Genomic DNA, 25,869 nt, shown 5'->3' with positions numbered 1-25,869 from the left:
TGCTGCGTCAGTCGGTGGAGGCCGACGCGAAGGTGCCTTGCACCGAGTATGTTTCGCCGTCCGCCGTGGCGGTGGCCACATACGAGTCGCCGCCGGCGTCCCGGTTGCCGGTCTCATGGTTGTACTGCCCCGCGAACATGTGCTCACCGGCCGACACCGTCCGCCCGTCCTTGAGTGTCCAGCGGTAGACGAGGAAGCCGTCCGTCTCCTCCACATTGAGGGTGAAGTCCTCCTCGGGCCGGGTCCGCCAGGAGCCGGTCGAGGAGACCCCGCCGGTCTGTGCGAGACGCAGCTCGACGGTGAGCGTCGTCAGGGTCTCCGTCGTCCTGACCGTGATATCGCTCTGCGCCCAGTACTCATTGCTGCCCGGGTCGATCCATCCGTCCGACCACAGTGGCCCGTACTCGGTCTCCGCCGCCGGCGGCGCCTGCGGGGTGCGCGCCGTGGGACGGGGCGTGGAGGAAGCTGCGGTCTCGGACGATGAAGGCGACGGGGAGGAGGCCCCCGGCATGATTTCCGCCCTTGCGTGATGGGGAGACTGATCCATCTCGCCGCGCATCCAGTCGACCGTGATCACCGCGCATGCCACGCTGGCGACGACGGCCGCTGCCGCGGCGAGCCACCGCGCTTTTCTGTTCCGGGGCCGGAGGCCCTTGGCGACTCCGGCCGATCTGTGCCGGCTCCCGGCGGGCGGCACGGATGTCCCCGGTCCGGCGGCCGCGCGCCGGGCCGGGACTGCCGCGCCTGCGGCTGGCGACTGCGGTGCCTGGAGCATCTGCTCCACATCCTCGACGGTCAGCCGCCCGACGGGGTCCTTGACCAGCAGCCCTTCGATCAGCGGAGCCAAGGGCCCGGCGGCGGGCGCGGACGGCACCGGCGCCCACACGATGGCGTATGCCGTCTCGACCCCGGTCTCCCGGCGGAACGGTGGCTCGCCCTCCACCGCCTCGTAGAGCAGCACGCCGAGCGCCCACAGGTCGGACTCCGGGCCCGGCGTGCCGCGGTCGAGCCGTTCCGGCGAGCAGTAGTCGATGGAACCCATGAGCTGGCCGGCCATGGTGAGCGGGGAGGTGTCCGGGGCCACGGCGATGCCGAAATCCGTCAGCACCACGCGGTCGTCACGGCCGAGCAGGACGTTGCCGGGCTTGATGTCGCGGTGCACCACCCCGGCGTCATGAGCGGCGCGCAGCGCGGCGATCACCCCGCTTGCGATGCGGGCGGCCTCCTCCGGCGGGACCGGCCCGAGCTTCCTGATCACCTCGGCGAGGGTGACGGACGGCACGTATTCCATGACGATGGCGGGCGACCCCCCATCGTCCACGACGTCATGCACCACGACGACGTTGGGGTGGCTGAGCCGGGCGGCGATGCGCGCCTCGCGGCCTGTGCGCTCGAAGAGCCTGTCGACGTCGTCGTCCAGAGAGGAGTAGTGGAGCCTCTTGACCGCTACCTCGCGGTTGAGCAACTCGTCCCGGGCACGCCACACGGTACCCATGCCGCCCCGGCCGATGCGCTCCACCAGCCGGTATCTGCCGGCCACAAGACGTCCTTGCTCAGACATGAACGCCACGCTTCCCACCGCCGTGCGGCTGACGGCGTCGCCCATGCAGTATCCGACCGGCGTGAGCCGAGTGGGCTCTTCGGCGAGTTCCGCGCACGGGCAGCAGATCGGGACCGGAGTCTGCCTGCCGGTAGGGCAACCGGACGCAGTCGTCGACAGGTGCGTGATGCATGTTGATTCCGTGGTTCGTGACCTACGGCGACGGGTGTCCATCGCACGTCGTACAGCCCCACCGCGACCAACTGGTCAATCCGGTCGCAGAGCCCGAGGTCGTGCAGTACCACCTCGGTGCCCACTCCGATCGAGTGAGCGGGTATCCCCCATCGGTATCGGCGTTGCGGACAATGACGAGATCGGACCGACGAACCGGCCGCCCGCCCTGAGCAACTCTACGCCGACGCTCAGGCAATGCCTGAGCCCCCAGCGCCCTCCAGGCTTCTGGAATGGTGCGCCAGGCACGGCGGCTGCGGCGTTCGCCGGAGGTCAAACTCTCCTGTATCGGCAACTTCCGGCAACTCCATGCCGGTCAGGACGTGGCGACACCTGGAAGGACCGATCCCGGTGACCGTGATGAGCGCGGGCAACGAGCAACGCCGCCTGCCCATGTCCGCCGCTCGGCACGAAACGATGTCAACGCATCGAACGCGGCGACGAAGCCGGCGCGCGGGATGTGCTGCGGGTACACATGGCTCTCGCAGCCTCCCAGTTGGCCCACCCCGACGATCAAACCTGAGCAGGCAGGCGCCCGAGGCGGGCCGACTCACCAAGCGCGAGTTCGATTCTCGTCACCCGCTCCATGAGAACCCCAGGTAGCAGTGCAGCGCACCTTCGGTCGCGCCGAGGGCCAGTGCCGCCCGCCGGCTTCCGACAACGCCCCGACGTCGAGGGCCGGCCAGTCCGCCGGCACCGTCCGCTTGCCACACCGGCAGGTCACGGCGTCGGGTCCCGCTCGTGGCGGATCGTCAACTCGGCGGTCCCCAACGACGTAGGGAAGCGGACGTTGGGGAGGGACGATCGAGGTTCTCGTCCCTCGGCGCACGATGTCGAGACCTTTTGGCAAAGAGGAGATCAGCGCGACTCGCGAAGCCTGTCTCGCTGGGAAAGCCCCGGACTAGTCTGATCCCACTGAGCAGCCTTTCGAAGGCACGGCACGTGGAAAAGGTGACGGGTGATGCCGCTGAGACCCGGCGATGTGGAGTCCATAGGCGGCTACGCGCTGACCGACCGACTCGGAAGTGGCGGCATGGGCATCGTCTATCTGGGCCGCTCGGCCTCGGGACGGCAGGTCGCAGTCAAGGTCGTGCACCCGCCGTACGCGCAGGACGAGGAGTTCCGGACGCGCTTCAGGCAGGAGATCGCGGCGGCACGCCAGGTGAGCGGGGCATTCACGGCCCCGGTGGTGGACGCCGATCCGGACGCCGAGCAGCCGTGGATGGCGACACTGTATGTGCGGGGCCGCACCCTGTCGGATGTCGTGGCGAAGGACGGCCCGTTGAGCGGACGTGAGTTGCGCGGGCTCGCGCTGGGCCTTGTCGAGGCACTGCGGGACATTCACCGGGCAGGTGTGGTGCACCGTGATCTGAAGCCGAGCAACGTCCTGATGGCCGAGGACGGACCTCGCGTCATCGACTTCGGCGTCTCGCGCGCCGCCGACAACGAAACCCTCACCGTGACCGGGCGATTGGTCGGCACCCCGCCCTTCATGTCGCCGGAGCAGTTCACCTCACCACGGGAAGTCACCGCCGCCTCGGACGTGTTCTCGCTGGGATCGGTGCTGGTGTACGCGGCCACCGGTACCCGTCCGTTCGACGGAAGCAGCCCGTACCTGACGGGCTATCAGGTGATGTACGAGGCTCCGGTCCTGGACGGAGTCAACGAACCGCTCCGGAGTATCGTCGAACTCTGCCTCGCCAAGGATCCGGCCGCCCGCCCCGAACTTGCCGACTTGCACCGCATGATCCTGACGCTGCCGGATTCCACCGCCCCGGTCGCGCCGGGAACGGCCGACTCGGCGGAACCCGGCCACCAGACTTCCGATGCACGCCCTGCCCGTGACGGACGTCGAAGACGGCGCATCCTCATCGGCCTTGCCGCAACCCTGGTCGTCACTGGGCTGAGCATCACGGTAGTGAAAACGGCAGGGAAAACAGCGGAGAAGACCGGGACACACCAGAACGACAGTTCTCAGTCGCCCACCACGTCCGCATCCGCATCCGCGCCCGCATCCGCCGCAGCAGTGACGCCACCGCCGAAGCACGTGCGGTGGGACTACCAGATCGGCGGCGCGTACACCCTGCCGACCGGTGTGCAGGTGGTCAGCCGCAGCCATGAAGACCCGCCCGCGCCGGGTGCGTACAACATCTGCAATTTCAACGCCCTCCAGGCGCAGGAGAACGCGGAGTACGACTGGGACTCCGACCTGCTGCTGCGCGACGCCAACGGGGATGTCGTCTACGACGAGGACTGGAACGAGGCGGTCCTGGACATTCGCACGGACGCCAAGCGGCAGCGCCTCGCTTCCGAGGTGAACACCTGGATCGACGAGTGCGCGGCCAAGGGATACCAGGCTGTCGAACCCGACAACTACGACACCTTCACCCGCTTCCCGGACTACCTCACGGCCGATCAGGCCAAGGCGTTCATGAAACTGCTGTCGGCGCACGCCCACGCGAAGGGCCTGGCCGTCGCCCAGAAGAACACCCTGGAGCTCGTCCCCGACCGTGCGTCCGTAGGCATGGACTTCGCCGTGGTGGAGGACTGCGGCGAGTGGAACGAATGCAGCAAGTTCGCCAAAGCATTCGACAACAATGTGTTCGTTGTCGAATACACGGCGAAGGGTCTGTCGAACGCGTGCTCCGGCTGGGGCAGCGCGCTCAGCGTTGTCCGCCGCGACCAGAGCGTCGTGCCCGACGGCACGAGCGGCTACCTCCGCGAGACCTGCTGACACCAAGCCCGCCGAGGTTGCCGGCCTCGACGGATATCCCGCGCCCCGTACGACATGGCTACCGCCTCTGCGGCGTTCCCCCTTCCGCCACTTCGGAATCGATGGGGCACGGGCCGCCGCCGAGCCAGGGGAACGGCAAGGTCACCTACGCGGGGCGCTGTATGGACGGGTGTGTGCAGTCGCGACGGACACTCCGGATCGGGCCGCGAGACGATGCGGGCCGGTCAGTGCAAAGCCGCGCACATCTCTGATCCGGTCGTTGGTGCACCCGTGCCCACAGCGTGCCCGTAAGAGCGGACAACCACGGTCAACAGCGGTGCGACCAGGCCCACGCCACGGCGCCGGCGCAACGAATCAACGCAGGTCAGCAGCCATGCAGCCGCCCAAGCGCCGTCGCTCCCAAGCTGAGAGCGCGAGTTCGATTCTCGTCACCCGCTCCACCGCTAAGGCCCAGGTCTGAGACCTGGGCCTGTTGCTTTCCGGTGTCGCCTGGCTTCGGATTCGTGCCAGAGGCCGACCGGGGGCCGGCCGACGGCGGTTACAGGGCCGCGGCCTCCTCGGTGGTGAGGAAGCGGAGGTTCTGCACGTACTCGTTGACGAGCATGGGGACGCCGTCGGAGGCAAGGTACCAGCGCGGCTTGCCCGTGCTGTCGGCGATCACCCTGCCGTTGACGCGAAGGTTTTCGAAGGTGACGTCCTTGACGGCACGCTCCTCGCTGAGGCCCATCGCAATGGAGAGGTCGGCGTTCTTGCCGTTGTAGCTGAGGTCCTTGATGTAGACGTTCTCGATGCCGCGGCCGGGCGAGGTGTTGTACTTCGTGTTGTACTCGATCCGCATGTGGATGAGCTGGCCCCAGCGGAAGTCCTCCACGCGGACGTTGTCGAACTTCACGTCCCGGACGAGGTTGTCGTCGCCGACCATGAACGCGATGGCACCCTGGTAGGTCACCTGCGGCTCGCGGTGGTCGAGGATGTCGATGTTCTCGAAATTCAGGTTCTCCAGCATCTCCGGGGTGTCGGAGTTGCCGTGCACGCCAATGTTGATCGGGTGCGCGACGTCGGCCCACAGGGAGCAGTTCTTGACCGTGATGTTGCGGGTGTCGCCGTAGAAGTCCCAGCGGTGGGTGTACAGGGCGATGCAGTCGTCGGAGGTGCGCAGGAAGCAGCCGTCGACCGTGATGTTCTCGGAGCAGTAGAGCTGGATGCCGTCGCCCCAGCCCTGCTGGCTGAAGGCCCGCAGGTTCTTGATCTTGATGTTCTGGGACTCGGCGACCCTGATGTTCTCGTACCGGGGGTTGAGGATCGTGACGCCGTCGATCGTGATGTTCTCGCACTTGCGGATGAGCATCGCGCCCCACTTGGAGTTGTAGAGCACGCCACGGCCGATGATCCGGGAGTTCTCCACCCCCTGGATGTCCAGCCAAGCGGTGACGACCGCGCCCGGAGCCAGGTAGACGGTGGTGTTGCTGGGCACCTTCAGCTCGCCGTTGGCGGTGGTGTGGTAGCCGGGCCCGAAGTACATGACGTTCTTGTCGCCCTCGGCGGGCACGTCCTGCTCGAGCGGGTTCGCGAGCAGGTGCAGGCAGTCGAAGATCTTGTCGTCGACCTGGACGACGACGTTGCGAGGCCGGTCCAGGGTGAAACGCGCGGTGTCACCGAGCACCTCGGGCTTGATGCCGTACGAGTCCGGACGGACGCGGAACTTTCCGGCGCCGCCCGGGTTGTAGGTGACCTCGACCTCCACGGTGCCGGAGAAGTCGAAGGCGGCCCAGGAGGAGCTCTGCGCCTTGTTGCTTCCGGTGACGGGGTCGATCAGCGCGAGCTTGGCCAGGTAGACGTCGAGCCTTCTCCAGGTGCCGCCCACGGAACGGACTTTGACGGTGAAGGAAGTGTTGAGAGGCACCTGCGGAAGTGTCGGGTGGATGACCACCGTGTCGCCGACGGCGGTGCTGTCTCCGGACGTAGCGGCGGCGGCCTGCGTGGTGCCCGCCATGCCGGTGGCCAGGCCGGCCATGGCAAGGGCGCCGGCGGCCTGCAGGGTGGAGCGGCGGGACAGGGGCGAGCTCATGGGGACTCCTTCACGAACGGCGAGGGGGAGGTCGGCCGAAGCCGGAGGTGGTGCGTGCGGGGCCGACCGCCGGAGTGTGCGGGCACAGCCCTCGCCCTTGTTGCGGAAGCTGCGAGTGGGTGGCCAGAGCTTGCGGCCATGGGGAAATGTGCGTCAAGAGTGTTGACGAACTTTCGAAACAATTAGGTAATCTTGCAGCCTATGAGTCAAGAAGTCGGAGGATCACTGCGCGGTCTGCGCCGCACCAACGAGGAGCAGTTGCTCGCCCTCCTGCTGGCCCGCGGGCCGCTGCACCGTGCCGCTCTGGCCCGCCGCCCTCGTGCTGTACGCAGCCGTGTCGGGAATCGCCGGAGCGGTCATCGTAGGACCGGTGTTCGACGCACTCGGCGCTCATTTCTGGACGCTGAGCGGTATCGGCGCCCTGATCGTCCTCGCCTCGGCGGCGACCGCGCTCGCCTTGCAGACCCTGCTGGGTCTCCTGGGTACCGGCGTGGTCATCCTGCTCTTCGTGGTGCTGGGCAACCCGAGCTCCGGCGGTGTGTACCCGGCGCCGCTGCTCCCGTCGTTCTGGAGCGCGATCGGACAGTCTCTACCGCCGGGTGCCGGTACCACCCTGGTCCGCATCACGGCGTACTTCTCGGGCCATGCCACCACGCCGGCGCTCTGGGTGCTCGGTGCCTACGCGGTGGGCGGCGCGCTGCTCGCCTGGGCGGCTTCCTGGCGGCACGAACGCCGACACCCGGCATGACTGCCGCCGCTACGGAGTCCGAGCCGACGCCCTCCCCCGCGCTCGACTTCACCGACCCGCGGCCTCACCGACCGCGGTGACGATCAGCTCGTCACCGTGAACCCGGGCCCAGACCCGGTTGTCGGTCAGTTCGTTGCATCCCCGCCCTCTGCAACGAGTCGACCGAATCGATCCAGTCCGCGACGTCTGCAAGGGCTCGGCCACGACCAGCTGCCCAAGAACATCGAGGTCGACACCGGCAGCTTCGCCAGGAAGCAGTGGCCGACACGCAAGCGACCGGCGCTTGCGCCCCACACTTACCCGGAAAGGGTCATCAGCCCACGAACCGCCCTCTGACCGGAAAGTGAATTACAAATACGGCCGCACAATTGGCCACCGGTCCGGCCCGATCACCCGACGTCGCCGACGCGTGCCTGGAACCTCAGCTTCCTGTTGCCCGTCTCTCTCGAGAGGGGGATCCATGACTGAGGACCTGACGATCGGCGAGCAGATCGTGCTGCTCGCACTGGACGAGGAAACCGGCACCCTACGCGAAGCGCCGCTGCGGGTGGCCCTGGCGGTTTCGGCGGCCGCCTTGCTGGAGCTGAGCTTCTCCGGGTACCTGGCGGAGCGTGACGGCGCACTCGTCGTCGATGGAGCGTCGACACCAGTGGATCCGGCGGCCGCGGCCATGGCCGAGCACATGCAGAACCATCCCGAGGAGACGCTCCGCGAGTGGCTGCTGGCCGTACGCGAGCAGGCACTCGACATGGCGTACCGGGGACTGTCGGAGAAGGGACTGGTGCGGGAGCAGGGACGACGGGTCTTGAGCGCCTTCGGATCGGTGAAGTACCCGGTCACGGGCCTGTCGGAACTCGTGGCGCTGCGAGGACGGCTGGCAGCCGTCCTCGCGCAGGGCCAGGATCCCGGTGAGCGCTCGGCGGCGCTGATCACCGTGCTGCACCACGCGGGCCTTCAGGCCGTCATGCTGCAGGGCCCTGGGGAAGAGGCACCCGAGTACCGTCTGACCGCGATCACCGAGGGGCAAGACACGGCCGCGGCACTCGGAGACGCGATCCGCACCACGGTCGCCGCTCTCACCGCGGTCATCGCCTCGTCCGCTCTGTAGGAAAGGCGCCGCCCGAAGCGCCGGCGGACCCGCTGGCCGGGTCCGCCCGTCGGACAGGACAGGGCGACCTATCCACTCCTTCGATTTAGTGTTTGACAGTCGCGGGAACCAATGTGAGGAGTCCGCGCGCCGGTCCGACGACGGAGGTGATGGCGTACCGTCCCTGTTCGGGCACCGGCCACTGGGGGAACTCCTTGAACAGCTTCTTGGCGTACGCCGCCGGGTCGGGGTCGTTGTAGCGACCGAGCTGAAGTCGTCGCTGCCCATGGACATGTTGGGCGGCTGACGAGGACTTCGTCTTCTGCAACCAACCCTTCCCTGCCTACGGTGCTGCACGTCTTCTGGGCAAGCAGCAGGAGCGTCTGTACTCCGCCGAACGCGCCACCATTCACCTGGCTACCCTGCCCGAGCGAGTGCGCCGCGTCGCCATCGCTATCTACATGGAGGTCGACACGGGCCTGAACTGCGGCTCTGTCAGCCACGTAATCGGTGCTCCTGGCCGCCACCGCCGCGGCCCTGTTCCATGTCCACCGCGGCACCGCGTATTCCGCCGACGGCCACGCTGTCGGCGTCAGGCGGCGTCGATCAGTGCCAGGTCCATCGGTACGAGCGTGGTCGACGCCAGCAGTGCGCGGATCAGGTTGTCGTTGAGCGCGTTGCCCACCGGCTCACCGAGCTCCTCGCGGGTCAGCCAGGGCACCCCGTCGCGGGACAGCCGTGTGCGCACACCGTTGACCAGGTGCTCGACGCGCTTGTCCGTCCAGCCCGCGTACGGCTGCGACTCCGCGAGCTCGGCGGCGGTCTGCCGCCAGGTCAGCGGCTGCGGCCGGGGCTCGTGCAGCAGGTACCGCCGGCCGAGTACGACGAGGGCGAGCTTCTCCTGTTCGGTCAGCGCCCACACCCGGGGCGGGCGGGTGACGTCCCCGTGCCGCGGTACTGGCCGCCGCTCGCCCTCGGGGCCGGTGACGAAGACCTCCAGCAAGTGCTCGCGGCCACGTGAGCCGCCGGCGAACAGCGGCGTGTAGCCGGTGTCGAGCGGCAGTGGCTGCTCGCCCCGGTACAGCAGGCGGCCACCGGCGCACCGGATCGGCAGGCGCCCGGCGTTGCTCACCCACCAGCGGCCGTCCCGGTGGGTGAGCGTGCCCTGGTGGCGGCTGACCTGGGGGTCGTCCTCGCCGAGGCATACGTGTACCTCGGGCCGGTTGCGGCCGAACAGGACCTCGCGCCCGTCCCCGGGTCCCAGCGTGATGCCGCCGGTCAGTGCGAGCGCGAAGAGGGTGCCGGGCAGCGGCGCTGACGCGCCCCGGGCGAGGCTCCCGTGGGTGGCAGGCAGCAAACGGCCAGCCGGAGCGGGCATTCCCCGTTCCCCCGGCCGTCTCCGTGCCATTCCCCGCTCGGTCATGTCACCTCTCCGGCAGTCGCTTCGCGATGTTCCGTACGACGACGGCTGCGAACTCCGTTGCGGAGTCGCACAGTTGCCTGGTCGGCTGTGGGCCGTACACGGTCAGTTGGAAAAGTTCGGTGGTGCGGTCACCGACCGAGTCCGTGTAGGTGCGGTGCGGGGTCCGTACGGTGCAGCTGTCGGCCTCGGCCTCGTCCGCGATGAAGTAGCTCTTCGTGCCGGCGACGTTCACCGGCGTTCCGTCGTCGGCGTCCAGCGAGTTGTCCCGGCTGAACTGGATCTCCACCTCGCGGTTGCCGTCGTCGCTCGACCAGTCGCAGTCCCAGGAACCGAAGCCGCGGTCCCGGTTGTCCGCCTTGACGCCGGGAAGCAGCTTGAGCTCGGTGGAGTCGAGCAGCGTGCAGGTGTCGAGCAGGGCAAGGGAGTTCGCGGCCGGCGACGAGGAACGCCGGGGTACCGGGCCCTCGGCCAGCACGCCGACCACGTGATCGGTCGCGGCGTCGGCCATTGGGCACGGGGCGGGCGACAGTTCGGCGAGCTGCTTGCCGATGACGCGGATCTGCTTGCCGTCGGTGGTCAGTACGGCCCGTTCGCAGGTTCTCCCGTCACGTTCGAGTGTCACGACCGTGAGGCCGCCGACCAGGCGGGTGGACACGATGTCATCGAAGTCGTCCCGGTCCGAGTCGAGGTTGACCTGGACGTCCGCGTTGTCGTCACCGCTGTTGTTGCGCACCAGGACGTCACACCGGTCGATCTCCCCGTAGTCAGGGTCCAGTGCGGTGCCTCCGAAGCGGCTCAGCGAGGCGGCGTCGAGCAGCCCGCAGGGGTCCGCCGTACGCTCGTCGCCCATGGCACCGGCCTGCGCCGTGGCCGAGGGGGTACGGAGTTTCGCGTCGGTCGCGCCGGTGCGACCACCTTTGTCACCCTTGCCCCCCTCGTCCTTCGAGGCCCACGGGCTGAAGAGAACGAGCCCGGCTGTGATCGCGCCCGCCGCGACCAGCGCCACTGCCATGGTCGCCCAAGGGTGGCGGCGTCGGCGTATCGGCCGTGACGGCTGAAGCATGAAGGGCGTGGAGTCCTGCGGGCGGCGGACGAGTCGGGGCAGCCGGAGCGGGCGGGAGCTGAGGTCCCGCATACGGCTGTCGCGCAACTGCCCCTGTATGTGCGGGGGCGGGGGTGCGGCGCGCGTCAGCAGCTTCTGCGCCCCGGCAGCGTCGGGCCGGCGCCGGGGCTCCGCCTCCAGCAGAGCGGTGAGCGGCTCCTCCAACGGGCCGGCGCGGCGCATCGGCTCGATGTGTCCCTCGACGGCCCGGGCCAGATATGCCATGAGGTGTTCGGCCTCCCCGTACGGCGACTGGGCCTCGACCGCCGAGAACAGGGAGGCGCCCAGGGAGAACACGTCGGACTTCTCGCCCGCGGGCTGCCCCTTGGCCAACTCCGGGGCCAGATAGCGGGGTTTGCCGCGCACACTGCGGGTCGCGCTCTGTGTGACGTCACTCCACAGGGCTCGCGAGATCCCGAAGTCGGTCAGTCTCGCGACGCCTTCCTCGGTGACGAGGATGTTCTCCGGCGTCACATCGCCGTGCACCACACCCTCGTCGTGGGACTTCGCCAACGCGGCCGCGATCTGGCAGCCGATCGACCCGGCCTCCTCGGGCGTGAGCGAGCCCCTCTCCGTCACGATCTGCGCGAGGCTGCGCGAGGGGACGTATTCCATGATGATCCAGCAGGTGGCGCCCTCGTCGACGAAGTCGAAGACGCCCACGATGTTCGGGTGGTGCAGCCGCCCGGCGTTGCGCGCCTCGCCCATGAGCCGTCGCATGGCCCGATCGTCGTCCAGGCGCGCGCACTTGACCGCGACCCGTCGTTCGAGCCGCTCGTCCCAGGCCAGCCAGACGACGCCCATCCCGCCTGTTCCGACGGGCTCCTGCAAGAGATACCGGTCGGCGATCCTGTCCCCGGCCTCTGGCGTCACCAGCACCGCCCCACCCCTCGCCCCGTCGCCGACGGCCCTGCCAGGTGACGGAGTGTACTCAGCCCGCACTTGGCAGCGATCTGTTTCACCGGACTTCGTGGGGACTCCCCCAGAACCCCCACAGCGCCCCGGGTTCACGGTCCGCATCGCGTCGGTGTCGTAGTCGGCGGCCAACACCATCCACAGATGATGCATACGCCTTCTGCCCATCCGGTCAGACACCCCATGTCGTTGGGGGTCAAGTGGCAGGGGTGTGGGCGTGGTGTGACCAGGCGGTCGCTTCGTCGTAGAGGGTTCGGGTCTTGAGGCATCCGTGGAGGATGCCGACGAGGCGGTTGCCGAGCTGCCGCAGGGCGGGGTTGTAGCCGGCTTCGCGGGCGCGTTGTTTATCGTAGTAGCGACGGGCGCCGGGTGATGCCCGCAGGGCGGAGAACGCCTGGGTCTGCAGCGCGTCGGCGAGGCGGTTGTTGCGGACGTAGCGGGCCTGGACGGTGTGGCTCTTGCCGGAGGCCCGGGTGATCGGGCTGGTGCCGGCGTAGTTCTTGCGGGCCTTCGCGGACGCGTAGCGGGTGGGGTCGTCTCCGAACTCGGCGAGCACCCGGGCGCCGGTGATCTCCGCGATGCCGGGCATCGAGAGGTAGATCTCAGCGTCCGGGTGCTTCAGAAAATGGGCCTTCACCTGCTTTTCCAGGTCGGTTATCTGCTCGTTGAGGGCGATCAGCAGCTTCGCGTGGGCGGTGGCGGTGGCCGCGTAGGCGGCGGTGACCGGCTCGGGCAGGCCCAGCTGCCGTTCGCGCAGCGCGGTGACGATCGTGGCTGCCTTCGCGTCACGGTTGTGCCGGCGGGCACGGGCCAGGACGGCGGTGATCTGGGTGCGGGTCAGCTTTGCCCCGGCCTGCGGGGTGGGGGCCTTGATCAGCAGTTCCAGCGCGTCCGTGCTGGTCAGCGTGAGATCCGCGTAGGCGTTCAGGGCGGCGGGGAAGTACTCGCGCAGCGTGCTGCGCAGCCGCTGGAAGGTGCGGGTGCGTTCCCAGATCAAGGTCTGGTGGGCGCGGGCGACGACCTTGACGGCCTGAGCTTGCTCGCTGTCTCCCGCCACCGGACGCAGCTGGTCCCGGTCGATGCGGACCATGTCGGCCAGCGCGTGCGCGTCGCCCTTGTCACTCTTGGCACCGGAGGAGGCGTACCGCTCCTTGAACCGGGCAGCCTGCCGGGGGTTGATGGCGTAGACCTGGTAGCCGCAGGCGATCAGGGCTTGCACCCACGAGCCGCGGTCGGTCTCGATCCCGACCACCACCCCGGCCGAATCCAGGTCCTCGCCGCCGTGCCTCGCGATGAGCTCGTGCAGCTTCGTGATCCCCTCCACACCCTCGGGCAGCCTCGCCGCAGCGAGTTTCCGGCCCGCCTCGTCCTGGACCTCGACGTCGTGGTGGTCTTCGGCCCAGTCATCGCCGATCAGCAGCAACTCGCCCTCCCGGTCTGGTACTTCGCTCGTGCAGCCTGCGGAAGGCGCGGCACGCGGCCTAATGGATCCAGTGCTCACGCCCCACTGCCCGGCGGGCACGCCACCCCATCAACGGTCTGGCCTCCCGGCCGACCAGCAGGGGCACGGTCTGACCTCAGAAGTCGGATACTTCCGGCGGCGTGAGTGCTCACCTGCTGGCGGCTACGGCACCGAGTCTCTACGACCCGACAGCTCCCATTAGGCGGTGTGGTGCCGCGTTACGCGACAGGCGCAGGTCCTGTGACTCCCACCACCGCGGCGACATCCCGCACCGCTGCCGCCTCGTCGGGGGCGAGCCGCCCGAACCCTCCTGGTCCGAGGCGTCACGGCGCCGCCGAACCGCCTGGGCCGAAGCCGTGCCCAATCCGTGCCCGTAAGGGCGGGCAACCACGGTCAACTTCCGGACGACCGAACGATCGTGCCGGGCGCCTAGGTGCCCCCAAGCCCGACGACCGGAATCGGGGGTGATTGGCAGATCTGTTCCACCCCCGCGAAGGAAAACCACAGGTGAGGTGGACGTGCCGGTGGAACAGATCTGCCAATCACTGGAGGAGCGTCCAGGCCCCCTCGCGCCACGGGGCTGGGGCTCGTGCAGCCGCCGCCACAACAGGATCGGACCGAAGCCCTCGTTGGACGGCCAAGGTGGTTCCATTGACCGTGGGCAGCAGCCCAAGGACGGCGACCATCCCACGTTGCTTCGGGACGAGGCAGTCTTCGTGCCACCGCCGTGCCGCATCGTGCGGATGTCATCGCGCCTTCTTCGCCGCGGGCTTACGCTCCGCGCTCTTCTTGCGACTCCGGCCGGACGTGATGGTACGTTGGAAAACTTTGTTCGTACCGGAAGGAGTGCCGTGGACGCCCCCTCTCTGCACAGCCGGTTCCTCGGCGACACGCTTCCTCGGATTCAGCAGGATCCGAGAGTGGCTGGTGTTGCCGTCGCAGGGTCGATCGCGAGAGGGCACCCCGATATCTACTCCGATGTCGACCTGATCGTGGTCATCGACGACGAGGCGTTCGACTCGGTCATGAAGGAGCGTCTCGCGCTGATCGGCTCGTGGGCCGCCCTTGTGGCAGGGTTCACCGGAGAGCACGTCGGCGAACCCCGCCTGATCATCACGCTCGTCGGGCCGCCCCTCCTCCATGTCGACTTCAAGTTCGTGCGGGCCTCCGACTTCGTCGAGCGCGTTGAGGACCCGGACATCCTGTGGGACCGAGACGGCAGCCTGGCCGGCTCCCTCGCGGAGCATCCGCTGGCAGCCCAGTCGCTCGACCTCCAATGGATCGAGGACCGATTCTGGATCTGGGTGCACTACGGTGCGACGAAACTCGGCCGCGGTGAGCTGTTCGAGGTCATCAGCTGCCTCAACTACCTGCGCGAGGCCGTACTGGGTCCGCTGGCCGCTCGACGGGTGGCCGCATCACCCCGCGGCGTCCGCCACCTCGAATCCATCGCACCCGATGAAGCGCGCGAACTTCAGTCAACCCTCTGCGGTTACGACCGACACGACGCCGGTCAGGCTCTCCTGGCCGGCATCGAGCTCTACCGGCGGTGGCTCGACAGCGCCGAAGCGGCGATCGAACGCCGCCGCCACGCCGAAAAGCTCGCCGTGCAGTACCTCCACGACGTCATCGATCACGCGGGCTGACCGACTGCCCCGCCGCGCGCACCGTTTGGCAGGCGGTGCGCGCGGCTGCATCACTGGGGGCGGCGTAGGCAAGAACGCGGGCCAATCCTTCTCGGTCGCCTCGCTGTACCGGGCACTCGGCGGAGCAGGCTCGGCGCTCCCCAACTGCAGGCGGATGTCCTCGACGTCGGAGGTCAGGGTCGTCACCCGGCCCGAATGCTGCATCGCGGTCGCGCACAGCATGGCGTCGATGGCGTACTTGTGGCCATGCAGCCCGGCTGCACGCAGCAGAGCGGCGGCGGACTGGGCGAGAGCCTAGGTCACCGGCTCCACGCGCAGACGGGAGAGCGTCCACCGCAACGCGGCATCGTTGATCCTCGGATGGATCACCTCCACCAGCACCGCGGCGGAGGTGACCACCGGGAGGTCCGCGTCACGTGCTGCCGTCAGCCACTCGTGCCCCCCGATCCCGCTGCACGGCCTTCGCCAGTCCCTCCCTGTCCAGGACCAGTGCACCGCTCACGCTGTTCCCGCTCCGGCAGCGTCCCCGGTGAGCCGGGCCCGCTTCGCTGCCACGGTGCGGACGCTCACCCGGCGCCGCCGAGGATCTCCGCCGCCGGCAGCACCTGGCGCCCACCCAGGCCCACCAGCCCGTGGTTGTTCACCGTCCGGTCCACCTCCAACACGGCTGCGTGCCCGGCCGGCAGCGACGACGCCCCCGCCGCACGCCCGCCCCGGGCGGCCGGCTGGGCCAGGTCCGCCACCGACAGGTGCGACCGCACCGACTTGATGCGCGGGAGCGGGGGAAGATCGCGGGGTCAGGGCAGGGGCTGCCGTGGCTCCCGCGCTCAGGCCGTTCCGCGCGGTCTGACCAGCCCGCTCGGCACCACGGCCAGCGGCACGAACATCAACACGGCGATGAGCCACATCGGACCCTCGTACGACAACTCACCGTCCGCGCCCGCCGTCGCGACGAGGACCCCGCAGAGCGAGAGCGTCGCCGCGCACCATGCGGGCCAGGTACGGGCGGCTCCCCGGCCGTAGACCTCCACCGCGTACACCGCCAGCAGCTCCGCAGGCGCTCCGCCGGCGAAGAACTGGGACACCCGCGACGGCAGCTCGGCCACGACGACCGCGGCCGGCCACAGCCACGACGTGGCCAGCACGCCGAGGAGCGCCGGCCACGGGGCACGCCGCCGCCACAGCAGCGGCACCGCGTGAGCGGTCAGCAGCACGGCCACGACGAGCAGGCCGGGCACCGCGGCGCGCAGGCTCGCGCCTGTCCACTTCTCCACGGTGACCAGGGCGAACACCAGGGGCAAGAGCGTCGCCGTGAACACCATCGCGGGGTCGGCCAGCCGCTGTTCCCGCAGGACGTCGCGTCGGCCCGCGGGCTCGGGCGGACCCCACGGCCCGGTGACGTCGGGCAGCGTGGCCCGGACCCGCCAGCCACCGCCGGATGCGGGGCCGGCCGTCAGTTCCCCGCCGACGGCCGCGGCCCGCTCCTTCATCCCCGCGACGCCGCGTCCGGATCCGAGGCCGCCGACTCCGTCCGGCGCCGAGCCGCGCGGGGCGGCGTTGTCGACGCGCAGTTCCAGGACGCCCTCCCCGCGCAGGACGCTGACGTGCGCGGCCGAGCCCGGGGCGTGCCGCAGGGCGTTCGTCAGGGCCTCGCGGACGATCCCGTGGACCGCCTCGGCCGCCGGACCGGCCAGGTCATCGGGGAGTACGGCATCGATCGGACGCCCCAACCGGCCGAACGCGGCGATGAGTTCCTCGATGCGCGCGGTCATCGGACGTGGATCCGGACGGTCGACGTCGCGCAGCAGACCGACGAGCCGCTGCAGCGCCGTCAGGGTCTCGGTGCCGGTGCGCTCGGCGAACGACAGCGCCTCGGCCGTCAACTCGGGCCTGCTGTCGCCGAGTCTTCGCGCGGCGTCGGCCGTGATGACGACGGACGTCAGGTGATGGGCGCTCACGTCGTGCAGTTCGCGGGCCAGCCGCCGCCGTTCCGTGTCACCCGCCCGCCGCCGGGCCTCCTCCGCGAGGGCCAGCCGGCGGGTCGCGAGCGACCGCCCCTTGAGCCACTGCCGTCGGGCCTCTCCGAGGCGAGCGCGGGCCGAACCCCGACGTGGACGATGGACAGGAGCCACTCGACGCCTACGGCCGCGGCGACCACGCGTACGGTCACGGGCACCGGGCACCGGGCACCGGACCGCGACCGAATACAGCGCGATCGGCGCACCCACCCCGAAGTAGCCGTCCTCCCAAGCCACTTGGCCCAGCAGGAGGGTGCCCAAGGACCAGGACAGGGCCCGGACCGGCGCCTGCCGTCGGCGGCCCAGCGCGGCCGCCTCCACGACCACCGCGCCCAGGACCGCGACGAGTGCCACCGCCCCGGGCACCTCCGCGCCGGCCATGCCGGCGCCGGGCCACAGCCAGGCGAGCTGTCCGGCCGCGAGCAGCGCGGGGAGCAGCCAGTTGCGTCCAGTCTCCATCTCGGCACGAGCGTAGGGCGGGGTGCGGCGGCGTGGCACCGGCCCCGGGGAGGAGGTCGCTCTCTAACCTCCGGCAGAGGCGCCGTTCGTGCCCGCGGCCGATGTGGGGACACGGGCGCCGCGGGGAGTCTTGTCGCCATGACGCATCCGCTCGCCGCCCCGATGCCCGCGCCCCTGCCCGAACTGCTCCCCTACCACCGCCTGGCCCGCGTCTCGGCACGTCACCGATGGTGGCGGCCCGTGCTCGGCACCTTGTTCGTGGCCGTGGCGAGCGTGCTCGTGGGCGTGCTGTTCTACGGCGTCTGCTTCGCCCTGGGAACGGCCATGGGCTACCCCGAAGCCGCCGACGGAACCGTCGAGTTCGGTCCCGTCCCGGGTACCGCCCTCGACCTGCTGGCGATCGCCTCCGCCGTACCCGTCGTCCTGCTCGCGGCGCGCTGGATCGGCCGCCGCCCGGCGGGCACGGTCTCGTCCGTGACGGGCGGACTGCGGTGGCGCTGGCTGGGGTTGTGCGTGCTGGCGGCCCTCCCGGTCCTCGCCGTGACCACCGGGGCCATGCTCCTGCTGCCCACGGACGACGGCCCGCCGTCGCGGTGGGCGGGCTGGGAGGTCTTCGGCCCGGCCCTCGCCATGCTGGTCGTCCTGGTACCGCTGCAGGCGGCCGCCGAGGAGTACGTCTTCCGCGGCTGGCTCACGCAGGCGGTCGGCGCCTTCCTGCGCTCTCCTTGGTGGGCGCTCGTGCCCCAGGCCGTCCTGTTCGCCACCGCCCACGGCTGGGGCACCCCGTGGGGCTTCGCCGACCTGGCCGTGTTGGCAGTGGTCGCGGGCTGGCTCACCGTACGCACCGGCGGGCTGGAGGCGGCCATCGGACTGCACGCCGTGAACAACCTCCTGGCCTTCGGCGTCTCGGCCGCCGTCGTCGACGGCCTCAAGAGCGACGACACCGCCGCGGACGCTCCCTGGCAGCTCGTGGTCCTCGACCTGGCCGGCATCGCCCTGTACACGGCGGCCGTCCTCTGGCCGGCGCGTCGCCGCACGCCGACCCGCACCGTCCCCGCGCCGGCACCGGTCCCGCCACCGTTGCCCTTTCCCGGCGCATACCTCCAGGTTCCCGCTGCTCACGTTCCTGACCTCAGTGATTGGCAGATCTGTTCCACCGGCACAGCCACCTCACCTGGGGTTTTCCTTCGCGAGGGTGGAACAGATCTGCCAATTCCCCCTTGATCGGCTCCGGCCGGGGCTCATAGGTCGCACGAGCCGCTGTCGATGTGGATGTACCGGCCCCTGGTCCAGCGGCAGAGCCGGATGCCGACGACGATGCCGACGATCGTGACCAGTGCGGGCAGGTAACCGCCGGCTACCTGGATGATCGGGATCGCCGGGCAGCCACCGGAGATCGCCCAGCCCGTGCCGAACAGTACTGCGCCGGGGATCACTCCGGCGTGTATGCGGCCCGGGGTGCGACGGACCCGCAGCAGAGCGAACACGCACACGATGATCACGACTGCTCCGCCGAACGACAGGAGCATCCGCGGGTCCTGGAAAGTGAACATGCGGTTCAGTTCTGCGTAGTCACCGAAGCCGATGCTGCTGACGGTGAAGCCGAGCGCCAACCCGGTGAGGATGTTGGCCAGCAGGATTCCGCCCCGGGTACGCATCAGATCACCTTCCACAGGAGGAACGACACGGCGACGGCGGTACCGAAGAACGTCGCCGTCGCAACGATGCTGACCGGGTCGCGCCGACCACAGCCGTTGAGCCCGTGGCCGGAGCTGCAACCACCGGCCAGTCGGGTACCGAAACCGACCAGCACGCCTCCGGTGAACAGCAGGACGACCATGCCGACCGGGTTGGCCGTGACCAGGTTCCGGAAACCCGGTCCCATGTCGAGGCGGAGGTGGAACCGCCCGGAGGCGAGGGAGGCGATCAGCCCGCCGAGGAAGATCGATATCAGCAGGGCAGCCTGGGTGACCAACGGGGCCGGGCGCTGACGCGTGACCGCCGGGTCCTCAGCCGCCGACTGTTCGACGGGCGAGCCCGACGACGGTTCCCCATGCGATTGACGCGGTAGAGCCGGCTCGGCCGGGAGGGTGGCGAAATGGTCAGCGCTGGCCTTGACGAGCGCGGCGGTGAGAGCGCGTTCATCGGCGAACTCCTCCTCCGTCCGCTCGAGTTCGCGTTCGCGGCGCCAGTGCAGCACGCGGTCCCACGCGCCCGAGACGCCGAAGGACCGATCGGTGGCGAGGGTGTAGCCGACGGTCAGCACGGCCAGCCCGAGGGCCCCCGCCCACCAGGGCCAGTAGGTACTCATGCGGAGCCTCTCATCCACTTGCCGAACCGGCTCCAGACGCCTTCGGAGCCGGGCTCTCGTGAGCCGGGCCGGCCGGTGGGGGCGGGTGACTGCGGAACGGCGGTGGTGGGGGTGGACGGATCGGAGGGGGACGCGGCGGTACCCGTGAATTCCATGTAACGCGCCGTTTTTCCGTTGGGCAGCAGGGCGATCGGCACGCGCTCACCGGCGAGCGACATCCGGTAGCGGGCACAGTCGTGCCACTCGTGTTCGCTGTCGCAGTAGTAGTCGCGCCAGCCCTGCAGACTCGTCCTGAGGTAGGGAAAAAGGGGACACCTGGTCGCGTGCAAGCAGCTCACGCTTTCTCCTTTCCGACGTGAACCGCCCGTACGCGCGGGGTAGTTGCCGTCGGTTCTAGCTGTTCGTGCCTGTCGCACAGTCGCTGAGCTTGAGAAGTCAAGCACTGGCGAACCGGCACGTGCAACGGGCACCCGGCATCACGAGCCCCGCGGCGCGGGCGATCTCACTTCTCCAGCGTGCTGAGCAGACCGCCGACGTAGTACTTCTGCAGAAGCAGATAGATGATCACGCAAGGGATGATCGTCACCGTGGTGCCGGCCTGGAGGACTCCCCAGTCGACGCGCCCGAGCGCACCGCTGGCGAGCACGCTCAGGCTGACCGGCAAGGTGAATCTCTCCTGGTCGGTGATGAGGATCAGCGCGGCGAAGAACTCGTTCCAGGCGCTGAAGAAGGCGAGCAAGGCGGTGGCGACGACTCCCGGTGCGGTGACCGGCAGCATCACCCGGACCAGTGTCTGAAGGGTTCCGCAGCCGTCGATCCGTGCGGCTTCCTCAAGGCTGCGGGGGACCGCCGCGAAGGAATTGCGCATCAGGAACAGCCCGAAAGGGAGCTGGAAAGTGGTGTAGACGAGGGTCAGTCCGAGGAGCGAGTTCAACAGACCCAGATGGTCGAGGAGCAGGTAGAGCGGGGTGATGAGCGCCTGGAAGGGGACCATGAAGGTGACGAGTGCGGCGAAGAACAGGAGGTTGCTGCCGGGGAAGCGCAGCCGTGCGAAGCCGTAGCCCGCGAGGGTGCTGAGGACCACCGTCGCCAGTGCGGTGCCCAGGGATACCACCAGGCTGTTGCCGACGTTGGCCAGGACGTCGATCCCTCCGTCGCCGGCCAGTGTTCGGTAGTGCTCCAGGGACAGATCGTGCGGGTAGCGGGTGGGGGGTGCGGCGGCTGCCTCGCTCGGCGTCTTGAGACTGTGCGCGATCATGACGTACAGCGGATACAGGAACAGGACGGCCAGGCTGGTGCAGACCGTCCACCAGGCGGCCCGTGGCAGCGACCCGTGGAAGGTCGTGGGCAGCCGCTCGGGGGCCGCCTTGGGATGCGCCCGTCTTTCCGTCTCCGACGGACTGTGCTGGTGACTCACACGTTCCTCATGCCGTCTTGGGAGTCTCAGGTCTCAGGTCTCAGGTCTCAGGTTTCAGGTCTCAGGCCTCAGGTCTCGGATCCGGCTCTGGATGAGCGGAGCAGATACATCTGGATCGCGCTGACCATCACGAGAGCGATCATGAGCAGGGCGGAGAAGGCGGCGCCGAGTCCGAGCCTGAACTGGATGAAGGACGTGCGGTAGATCTCGTACACGGCCGTGATGGTCGAGTTGGCGGGTCCGCCTCCGGTCATGATGTAGAACTGGTCGAAGGCGAGCAGCGAGCCGGCCACGGAGAAGACCAGGACCAGGGCCAGTGTGGGGCTCAGCAGCGGCAGGGTGATGTGGCGGAGGGTCTGCCACCGGTCCGCCCCGTCGACCCTGGCCGCCTCCTCCAACTCGACCGGGATCGCCCGCAGTCCTGCCAGCAGCAGAAGCATCTGCAGGCCGACGATCTTCCAGGTCACCATGGCGATGACCACGAGCAGCGCGGATGTCGTTCCGGCGAACCAGTCGGTGTCGCGGCTCGCGAGGCCGAGGCGGTCGGCAAGGTCGCTGGTGGGTCCGATGCCGGACTGGAACATGAACAGCCAGAGAAAGGATCCCGAGGCGAGACCGATCACCACCGGCATGAAGTACACGCCCTGGAAGACGCGGGCACCGCGATGCCCGGGCCGGACCAGCAGGGCGAGTGCGAACGCCGACAGAAGCAGTACCGGCGTCGTGATCAGCGTGTACTCCAAGGTGAAGAGCACGGCTTCGCGGAACGCGACGTCGCCCAGAGCGTTCCGGTAGTTCTCCAGCCCGATGAAGCGGCGCGCTCCCAGCAGCGGCCAGTCGTGCAGCGACATCCACAGCGTCATCACCAGTGGGACGTGGAAGAAGACGGCGATCAGCGCCAGGGCGGGGGCCGTCAGGGCGGCCCCCGCCCATCGGTGTCGTCCGGCCCGGGCCGGCCTCCGTCTCGGTGCGGCGTCACCCTCGAGCCCGAAGGGGGAGGTCATCCGTTCCGGCCCCGGGAGTCCGTACCCCGCGCCGCTCTGTCGATGATCTCCTGGGCTGCCTCCTGTCCCTGTTTCTGGGCCTCGGCGATGTCGCCGTCGAAGACGGCCCTGTTGATCATCTGGACCCAGGGTCCGTTGTTGTCGTTGAACAGTTCGTGCTCGACGGTGCTGTACGGCGTGCGGCCCTTGTCCAGGGCCTGGCTGAACAGCTTGTTGCGGGGGTCACGAGGGGCGTAGATCTCGTCGATCAGATCAGTGCGCACCGGGGTGATGTTGTTCTCGGCGAGCACCGTCTGGGCCTGTTCACCGGTGGCCCAGGTGACGAACTCCCGCGCCCCCTCCTTGTTGTCGCCGTTCTTCATGACGGCCATCTCGTCACCGCCCGCGAAGGAGGACCAGCCGCCGTCCTTGCCGGGCAGGGGGGCGACACCGAAGTCGAGGTCCGAGTTGTTCTTGAGGACCTGCGCGTAGAAGGCGCCGAGCGGCACCATGCCCACCGTGCCGCTCTGGAACGCGGCGGGCTGGTGGGTGCCGTTGTCCGTCCGGGACTGCTGTGGCATCGTGCCGTCGGCCTGCAGTCGGCGGTAGAAGGTCAGGGCATCGGTGACCTCCTGGGAGTCGAACCGGGCCTCGGAGCCGTCGTCGGAGAGAACCTCGCCGCCACTCGCCCAGACGTGCGGGGTGAACTCGAAGACATTGCAGCCGCCGCACTGCCCGGCGATGGCGAATCCATGGATGTCCGGACCCAGGTCGCTGATCTTGTTGGCGGCGGAAATGATCTCCGCGTAGTTCTTCGGGGGCCGCTCCGGGTCGAGGCCGGCGGCTTTGAACAGGTCCTTGTTGTAGAAGAGCACCGACGCCTCACCGCTGAAGGGCAGTGCGTAGGTGCGTTCGTTGTAAGTGGCGAGTGCGCGGTGGGACGGGCTCAGGTCGTCCTTGTACGGCAGGTCGTCCGCCAGCTTCGTGATGTCCTCCAGCGTTCCGGTGGAGGCGAAGTACGGCAGATACACCAGGTCGATGGAGGCGACATCGGGTGCGTTGCCGGTCGCGGCCGTGGTGGCGAGCTTCTGGACGAAGTTGGCGGCCGGGACGACGGTCACCTCCACCTTGGTGTCATGGCTGTCGTTCCAGGCGTCCGCGACCAGGTTGATGAATTCCTTCTGGGTGTCACGGGTCCACAGGCTGATGGTGCCGTCCGAGGCCGAGGCGGACGAACCCGAGACGCCGCACCCTGCGACCAGTAGGGCCGCGGACATCAGGAGCGCACTCGCTGTCGTTGCTCTGTTTCTCATGACTTCCGTCCAAGGAGACGACGTGGCGGCGGGGATTCAGCAGCTGGGCAGCCAGACGCGCATGCTGCCCTGCTCGCGGTTGGCCCAGGCGTAGTAAGGGATGGCGGTCAGTTCGACGGGGACGGCTTCCTCCTCGCGGTCCCCCATGTCGCGCGGGGTTCGGTCGGCATCTCGCGCATTGCCATGGACCGTGCGGTACGGCCACCAGTCGCCCCTCGCGGGCCTGGGCCGGCGCAGCAGGCCGGAGCCGACCAGGGTGGTGACGCCGCCCAGCAGATCGGGGCGGTGTCTGACGGTCAGCGCGGCGGTGGTGTCGAGCAGGATGTCGTCGAGACGCGGGGTGCCCGGCTGATCGGTTTGCTCCAGGCAGTAGACGAGCGGTCCGCGTTCGAGGGCCACACAGCCGCGGACCGCGTCGACTCTGCTGTGGGCCGCTGTGAGCCGCGGCCGTATGCCGAGTTCCAGGACGACCGTGTCGCCGGGCCGCCAGGCACGGTGGATCCGCAGCCAGCCGTCCTGCCACTCCGGCTGTCCGCCCCCCTCGGCGCGCCCGGTGTCCCCGGGGGTGGGCGTGACCGTGTAGTCCCGGCACCACTGCGGCACGCGCAGCGAGAGGGTCCACTCCCTGGGCCCCGCCTCGTCGACGGTCACCGTGGTCCGGCCCTGCCAGGGATACTCGGTGTCCACCCGGACCGCGACGCGCCCGCCGGCGACGGACCCGCCGTACGCTCCGTCGGCGTACTGGTGCAGCTGCAGGCCGCCCGCATCGGTGCTGGCCACATAGTGGGGCAGGCCGGCGAGCAGCCGCATGACGTTCGGCGGACAGCAGGCGCAGGTGAACCAGGGTGCTCGGCGGGCTCCCTGGTCCCCGCCGTGGTACTCGTGGCCGTCGCGCACCTGGAGTGGGTTGACGTAGAGCCAGCTTCGGCCGTCCAGGGAGACTCCGGCGAGAAAACCGTTGTAGAGGGTGCGCTCGATCAGGTCCGAGTAACGAGCCTGACCGGTGAGCAGCGCCATCCGCCAGCTCCACTGGATCGAGCCGATGGCCGCGCAGGTCTCGCAGTACGCGTGCTCGTTGGGCAGTTCATAGGGGTCGCCGAACTCCTCCCACCTGTGGTGGGCTCCCACACCCCCGGTGAGATACGTCTTGGTGGTGGTCATCGCCTCCCACACCCGCTCCACCGCCGCGCGCAGTTCCGGCTCGCCGGTCTCGGCCGCCACATCGGTGGCCCCGGCCAGCAGATACAGCTGGCGTACGGCGTGGCCGGTCACTGTCCGGGCTTCCCGCACGGGGACGTGGTCCTGGCAGTAGTCGGGGCCGGGGGCGAGGCCGCGGGGGTCGTCCTCGGCCAGCAGGCCGTGGCCACGCCGGTCGATGAAGTATCCGGCGAGGTCCAGGTAGCGGCGCTCACCGGTCTCGCGGTAGAGCTCCGCGAGGGCGGTCTCGATCTCGGGATGCCCGCAGATGCCGTCGACCGGCTTGCCGGGGCCGAAGGTGTCGTCGATGTGGTCGGCGAATCGGCGGGCGACGGTGAGCAGGGCCTGCTGTCCGGTGCTGCGGTGATGGGCGACGGCGGCCTGGATGAGATGGCCGGCGCAGTACAGCTCGTGGCCCCAGAGCAACTCGGCGAAACGCGGACCGGACTCGGCCACCTGGTACCAGGTCTGCAGATAGCCGTTGTCCTGCTGGGCCTCGGCGAGCAGACGGATCATCATGTCCACGGCCCCGGCCAGCGTGGACCGATCCGGTGTGTCGGGGTCCGCGAGCTGCCAGGAGGCCGCCTCCAGCCATTTGGTCACATCGCTGTCCAGAAAGGGCAGCCCGCCCCGGTACACGCCGTCCGCGGTCCCGGCGGCCAGCCTCAGATTGTGCAGATTGCCGGCCGATTCCAGCAGGGCGGGCCCCTGGGGGATGCTCACCTCGGCGTTGACACGTCGACGCTCGTGCCAGAAACCTCCGGTGATCCGGGCGGCCTCGGCCGGCCGGAGCGCGACCCGGGCCCGGTCGCTGGGTCGGACAGGGCCCGGCGGCCGGGTCCGTACGGTCGGTGGGGCGGAGTGAGAAGGGGCCATGGGTGCACTTCCCTTTGGGGGGTATATCCCATATGCGAACTATAAGGACCCAGGACCCGAGGCGCGCATCGCGCCGCCGCGCCGCGTCCGAACGCGGGACCGCGTCGGCCGAACCCTCGGCGGACGCGGGACCGCGTCGGCCGAACCCTCGGCGCCCGGGCCGCGGCCGTCATCCGCGCCGGAGCCCCGCCCGGCAGCCCGCGACCGGGCATGGTCCGCAAGGCAGCGGCCCCGGACCCGGGGCCCGACAGCACAGGTGCCGCGAATAATGTTTCATTGGTATGTCTGATATGTACCAGAATGGTAAGCGCCAAGGTGAGTGACGGCTGCGGGGTGAGC

At 69.3% G+C, this 25,869-nt stretch carries 20 protein-coding genes and 2 pseudogenes; 5 read left to right on the top strand and 17 right to left on the bottom strand.

All coding sequences use genetic code 11. The features are described 5' to 3' along the window. Positions 1-7: 7 nt before the first annotated feature. A complete protein-coding gene (locus Q4V64_RS27780; RefSeq protein WP_172629223.1) occupies positions 8-1,561 on the bottom strand; it encodes a serine/threonine-protein kinase in 1,554 nt (517 codons plus the stop codon). A 1,171-nt stretch (positions 1,562-2,732) separates the two neighbouring features. On the opposite strand from Q4V64_RS27780, the gene Q4V64_RS27775 reads away from it, so the two are divergent. Further along, positions 2,733-4,505 carry an endo alpha-1,4 polygalactosaminidase gene (locus Q4V64_RS27775; RefSeq protein ID WP_124440523.1) on the top strand — a complete coding sequence of 591 codons (1,773 nt, stop codon included), beginning with the start codon at positions 2,733-2,735 and terminating at the stop codon, positions 4,503-4,505. A gap of 538 nt (positions 4,506-5,043) precedes the next feature. Here Q4V64_RS27775 and Q4V64_RS27770 read toward each other — a convergent pair. Together Q4V64_RS27770 and Q4V64_RS27765 are read right to left on the bottom strand one after the other, a co-directional pair. Next, complete coding sequence (locus Q4V64_RS27770) at positions 5,044-6,573, bottom strand: glycosyl hydrolase family 28 protein (protein ID WP_124440524.1); 1,530 nt, start codon at positions 6,571-6,573, stop codon at positions 5,044-5,046. A 222-nt stretch (positions 6,574-6,795) separates the two neighbouring features. After that, positions 6,796-6,933, bottom strand: coding sequence for a hypothetical protein (locus tag Q4V64_RS27765; RefSeq protein ID WP_172629220.1), 138 nt, complete (start codon positions 6,931-6,933; stop codon positions 6,796-6,798). On the opposite strand from Q4V64_RS27765, the pseudogene Q4V64_RS27760 reads away from it, so the two are divergent. Together Q4V64_RS27760 and Q4V64_RS27755 are read left to right on the top strand one after the other, a co-directional pair. Then, a pseudogene (locus Q4V64_RS27760) lies at positions 6,887-7,321 on the top strand (DUF3533 domain-containing protein); the annotation flags it as partial. The gene Q4V64_RS27765 and the pseudogene Q4V64_RS27760 sit on opposite strands and share 47 nt — an antisense overlap. A 460-nt stretch (positions 7,322-7,781) precedes the next feature. Next, entirely contained in the window at positions 7,782-8,429 is a 648-nt protein-coding gene (locus Q4V64_RS27755) for a GPP34 family phosphoprotein (protein ID WP_124440525.1), read from the top strand. An 85-nt stretch (positions 8,430-8,514) separates the two neighbouring features. On the opposite strand, the gene Q4V64_RS27750 is transcribed toward Q4V64_RS27755, so the two are convergent. The 4 genes from Q4V64_RS27750 to Q4V64_RS27735 all read right to left on the bottom strand — a co-directional run bounded on the left by Q4V64_RS27750 (position 8,515) and on the right by Q4V64_RS27735 (position 13,271). Next, on the bottom strand, positions 8,515-8,736 hold the full coding sequence (locus tag Q4V64_RS27750) for a hypothetical protein (RefSeq protein WP_124440526.1): 222 nt from the start codon (positions 8,734-8,736) through the stop codon (positions 8,515-8,517). Between the two features lie 264 nt (positions 8,737-9,000). Beyond that, the gene (locus Q4V64_RS27745) at positions 9,001-9,786 is read right to left on the bottom strand and encodes an FHA domain-containing protein (RefSeq protein ID WP_216377620.1); all 786 of its coding nucleotides are present in this window, start codon (positions 9,784-9,786) and stop codon (positions 9,001-9,003) included. 46 nt (positions 9,787-9,832) lie between these two features. Beyond that, positions 9,833-11,812, bottom strand: coding sequence for a serine/threonine-protein kinase (locus tag Q4V64_RS27740; RefSeq protein ID WP_124440527.1), 1,980 nt, complete (start codon positions 11,810-11,812; stop codon positions 9,833-9,835). A gap of 232 nt (positions 11,813-12,044) precedes the next feature. After that, positions 12,045-13,271, bottom strand: coding sequence for an IS110 family transposase (locus Q4V64_RS27735; RefSeq protein ID WP_303712046.1), 1,227 nt, complete (start codon positions 13,269-13,271; stop codon positions 12,045-12,047). Positions 13,272-14,161: 890 nt separating this feature from the next. Here Q4V64_RS27735 and Q4V64_RS27730 point away from each other — a divergent pair. Beyond that, complete coding sequence (locus Q4V64_RS27730) at positions 14,162-14,956, top strand: nucleotidyltransferase domain-containing protein (RefSeq protein ID WP_124440485.1); 795 nt, start codon at positions 14,162-14,164, stop codon at positions 14,954-14,956. Positions 14,957-15,109: 153 nt separating this feature from the next. Here the strand turns inward: Q4V64_RS27730 and Q4V64_RS55265 are convergent. From Q4V64_RS55265 to Q4V64_RS27720, 3 genes and pseudogenes are all read right to left on the bottom strand, one after another. Beyond that, positions 15,110-15,458 (bottom strand): annotated as a pseudogene (locus Q4V64_RS55265) (PIN domain-containing protein); the annotation flags it as partial. Positions 15,459-15,522: 64 nt separating this feature from the next. Continuing rightward, positions 15,523-15,717 (bottom strand): hypothetical protein, encoded by a 195-nt coding sequence (locus Q4V64_RS27725; RefSeq protein WP_253266980.1) that lies wholly within the window; start codon positions 15,715-15,717, stop codon positions 15,523-15,525. A gap of 66 nt (positions 15,718-15,783) precedes the next feature. Then, entirely contained in the window at positions 15,784-17,433 is a 1,650-nt protein-coding gene (locus Q4V64_RS27720; protein WP_124440486.1) for a histidine kinase, read from the bottom strand. Between the two features lie 138 nt (positions 17,434-17,571). On the opposite strand from Q4V64_RS27720, the gene Q4V64_RS27715 reads away from it, so the two are divergent. Beyond that, on the top strand, positions 17,572-18,657 hold the full coding sequence (locus Q4V64_RS27715; protein WP_124440487.1) for a type II CAAX endopeptidase family protein: 1,086 nt from the start codon (positions 17,572-17,574) through the stop codon (positions 18,655-18,657). 17 nt (positions 18,658-18,674) lie between these two features. Here Q4V64_RS27715 and Q4V64_RS27710 read toward each other — a convergent pair whose 3' ends face one another. From Q4V64_RS27710 to Q4V64_RS27680, 7 genes are all read right to left on the bottom strand, one after another. Further along, positions 18,675-19,091 (bottom strand): YeeE/YedE thiosulfate transporter family protein, encoded by a 417-nt coding sequence (locus Q4V64_RS27710; RefSeq protein ID WP_124440488.1) that lies wholly within the window; start codon positions 19,089-19,091, stop codon positions 18,675-18,677. Continuing rightward, entirely contained in the window at positions 19,091-19,744 is a 654-nt protein-coding gene (locus tag Q4V64_RS27705) for a YeeE/YedE thiosulfate transporter family protein (RefSeq protein WP_124440489.1), read from the bottom strand. Before Q4V64_RS27705 ends, Q4V64_RS27710 begins: the two co-directional genes overlap by 1 nt. Continuing rightward, a complete protein-coding gene (locus Q4V64_RS27700; protein ID WP_124440490.1) occupies positions 19,741-20,082 on the bottom strand; it encodes a hypothetical protein in 342 nt (113 codons plus the stop codon). The genes Q4V64_RS27705 and Q4V64_RS27700 overlap by 4 nt, the downstream gene beginning before the upstream one ends. Positions 20,083-20,246: 164 nt before the next feature. Further along, positions 20,247-21,161, bottom strand: coding sequence for a carbohydrate ABC transporter permease (locus Q4V64_RS27695; RefSeq protein WP_253266981.1), 915 nt, complete (start codon positions 21,159-21,161; stop codon positions 20,247-20,249). 68 nt (positions 21,162-21,229) lie between these two features. Then, a complete protein-coding gene (locus Q4V64_RS27690; RefSeq protein WP_253266982.1) occupies positions 21,230-22,165 on the bottom strand; it encodes a sugar ABC transporter permease in 936 nt (311 codons plus the stop codon). Further along, positions 22,162-23,457, bottom strand: a complete 1,296-nt coding sequence (locus Q4V64_RS27685) for a sugar ABC transporter substrate-binding protein (RefSeq protein WP_253266983.1) — start codon at positions 23,455-23,457, stop codon at positions 22,162-22,164. Before Q4V64_RS27685 ends, Q4V64_RS27690 begins: the two co-directional genes overlap by 4 nt. A 36-nt stretch (positions 23,458-23,493) precedes the next feature. Continuing rightward, on the bottom strand, positions 23,494-25,530 hold the full coding sequence (locus Q4V64_RS27680) for a beta-L-arabinofuranosidase domain-containing protein (protein WP_124440491.1): 2,037 nt from the start codon (positions 25,528-25,530) through the stop codon (positions 23,494-23,496). Between the last annotated feature and the right edge of the window lie 339 nt (positions 25,531-25,869).

Origin of the sequence: Streptomyces sp. NL15-2K (genome assembly GCF_030551255.1) — a bacterium.
Lineage (GTDB): Bacteria > Actinomycetota > Actinomycetes > Streptomycetales > Streptomycetaceae > Streptomyces.
This window is presented reverse-complemented; position numbering and strand designations above follow the sequence as displayed.

What these genes read in the sequence shown, in the direction of transcription:
- Q4V64_RS27775 (WP_124440523.1), top strand. Translation starts at nt 2,733, where the DNA reads ATGCCGCTGAGACCCGGCGATGTGGAGTCCATAGGCGGCTACGCGCTG.
- Q4V64_RS27680 (WP_124440491.1), bottom strand. Translation starts at nt 25,530, where the DNA reads ATGGCCCCTTCTCACTCCGCCCCACCGACCGTACGGACCCGGCCGCCG.
- Q4V64_RS27715 (WP_124440487.1), top strand. Translation starts at nt 17,572, where the DNA reads ATGACGCATCCGCTCGCCGCCCCGATGCCCGCGCCCCTGCCCGAACTG.
- Q4V64_RS27705 (WP_124440489.1), bottom strand. Translation starts at nt 19,744, where the DNA reads ATGAGTACCTACTGGCCCTGGTGGGCGGGGGCCCTCGGGCTGGCCGTG.
- Q4V64_RS27710 (WP_124440488.1), bottom strand. Translation starts at nt 19,091, where the DNA reads ATGCGTACCCGGGGCGGAATCCTGCTGGCCAACATCCTCACCGGGTTG.
- Q4V64_RS27765 (WP_172629220.1), bottom strand. Translation starts at nt 6,933, where the DNA reads ATGACCGCTCCGGCGATTCCCGACACGGCTGCGTACAGCACGAGGGCG.
- Q4V64_RS27685 (WP_253266983.1), bottom strand. Translation starts at nt 23,457, where the DNA reads ATGAGAAACAGAGCAACGACAGCGAGTGCGCTCCTGATGTCCGCGGCC.
- Q4V64_RS27690 (WP_253266982.1), bottom strand. Translation starts at nt 22,165, where the DNA reads ATGACCTCCCCCTTCGGGCTCGAGGGTGACGCCGCACCGAGACGGAGG.
- Q4V64_RS27780 (WP_172629223.1), bottom strand. Translation starts at nt 1,561, where the DNA reads ATGTCTGAGCAAGGACGTCTTGTGGCCGGCAGATACCGGCTGGTGGAG.
- Q4V64_RS27720 (WP_124440486.1), bottom strand. Translation starts at nt 17,433, where the DNA reads ATGGAGACTGGACGCAACTGGCTGCTCCCCGCGCTGCTCGCGGCCGGA.
- Q4V64_RS27745 (WP_216377620.1), bottom strand. Translation starts at nt 9,786, where the DNA reads ATGCCCGCTCCGGCTGGCCGTTTGCTGCCTGCCACCCACGGGAGCCTC.
- Q4V64_RS27755 (WP_124440525.1), top strand. Translation starts at nt 7,782, where the DNA reads ATGACTGAGGACCTGACGATCGGCGAGCAGATCGTGCTGCTCGCACTG.
- Q4V64_RS27770 (WP_124440524.1), bottom strand. Translation starts at nt 6,573, where the DNA reads ATGAGCTCGCCCCTGTCCCGCCGCTCCACCCTGCAGGCCGCCGGCGCC.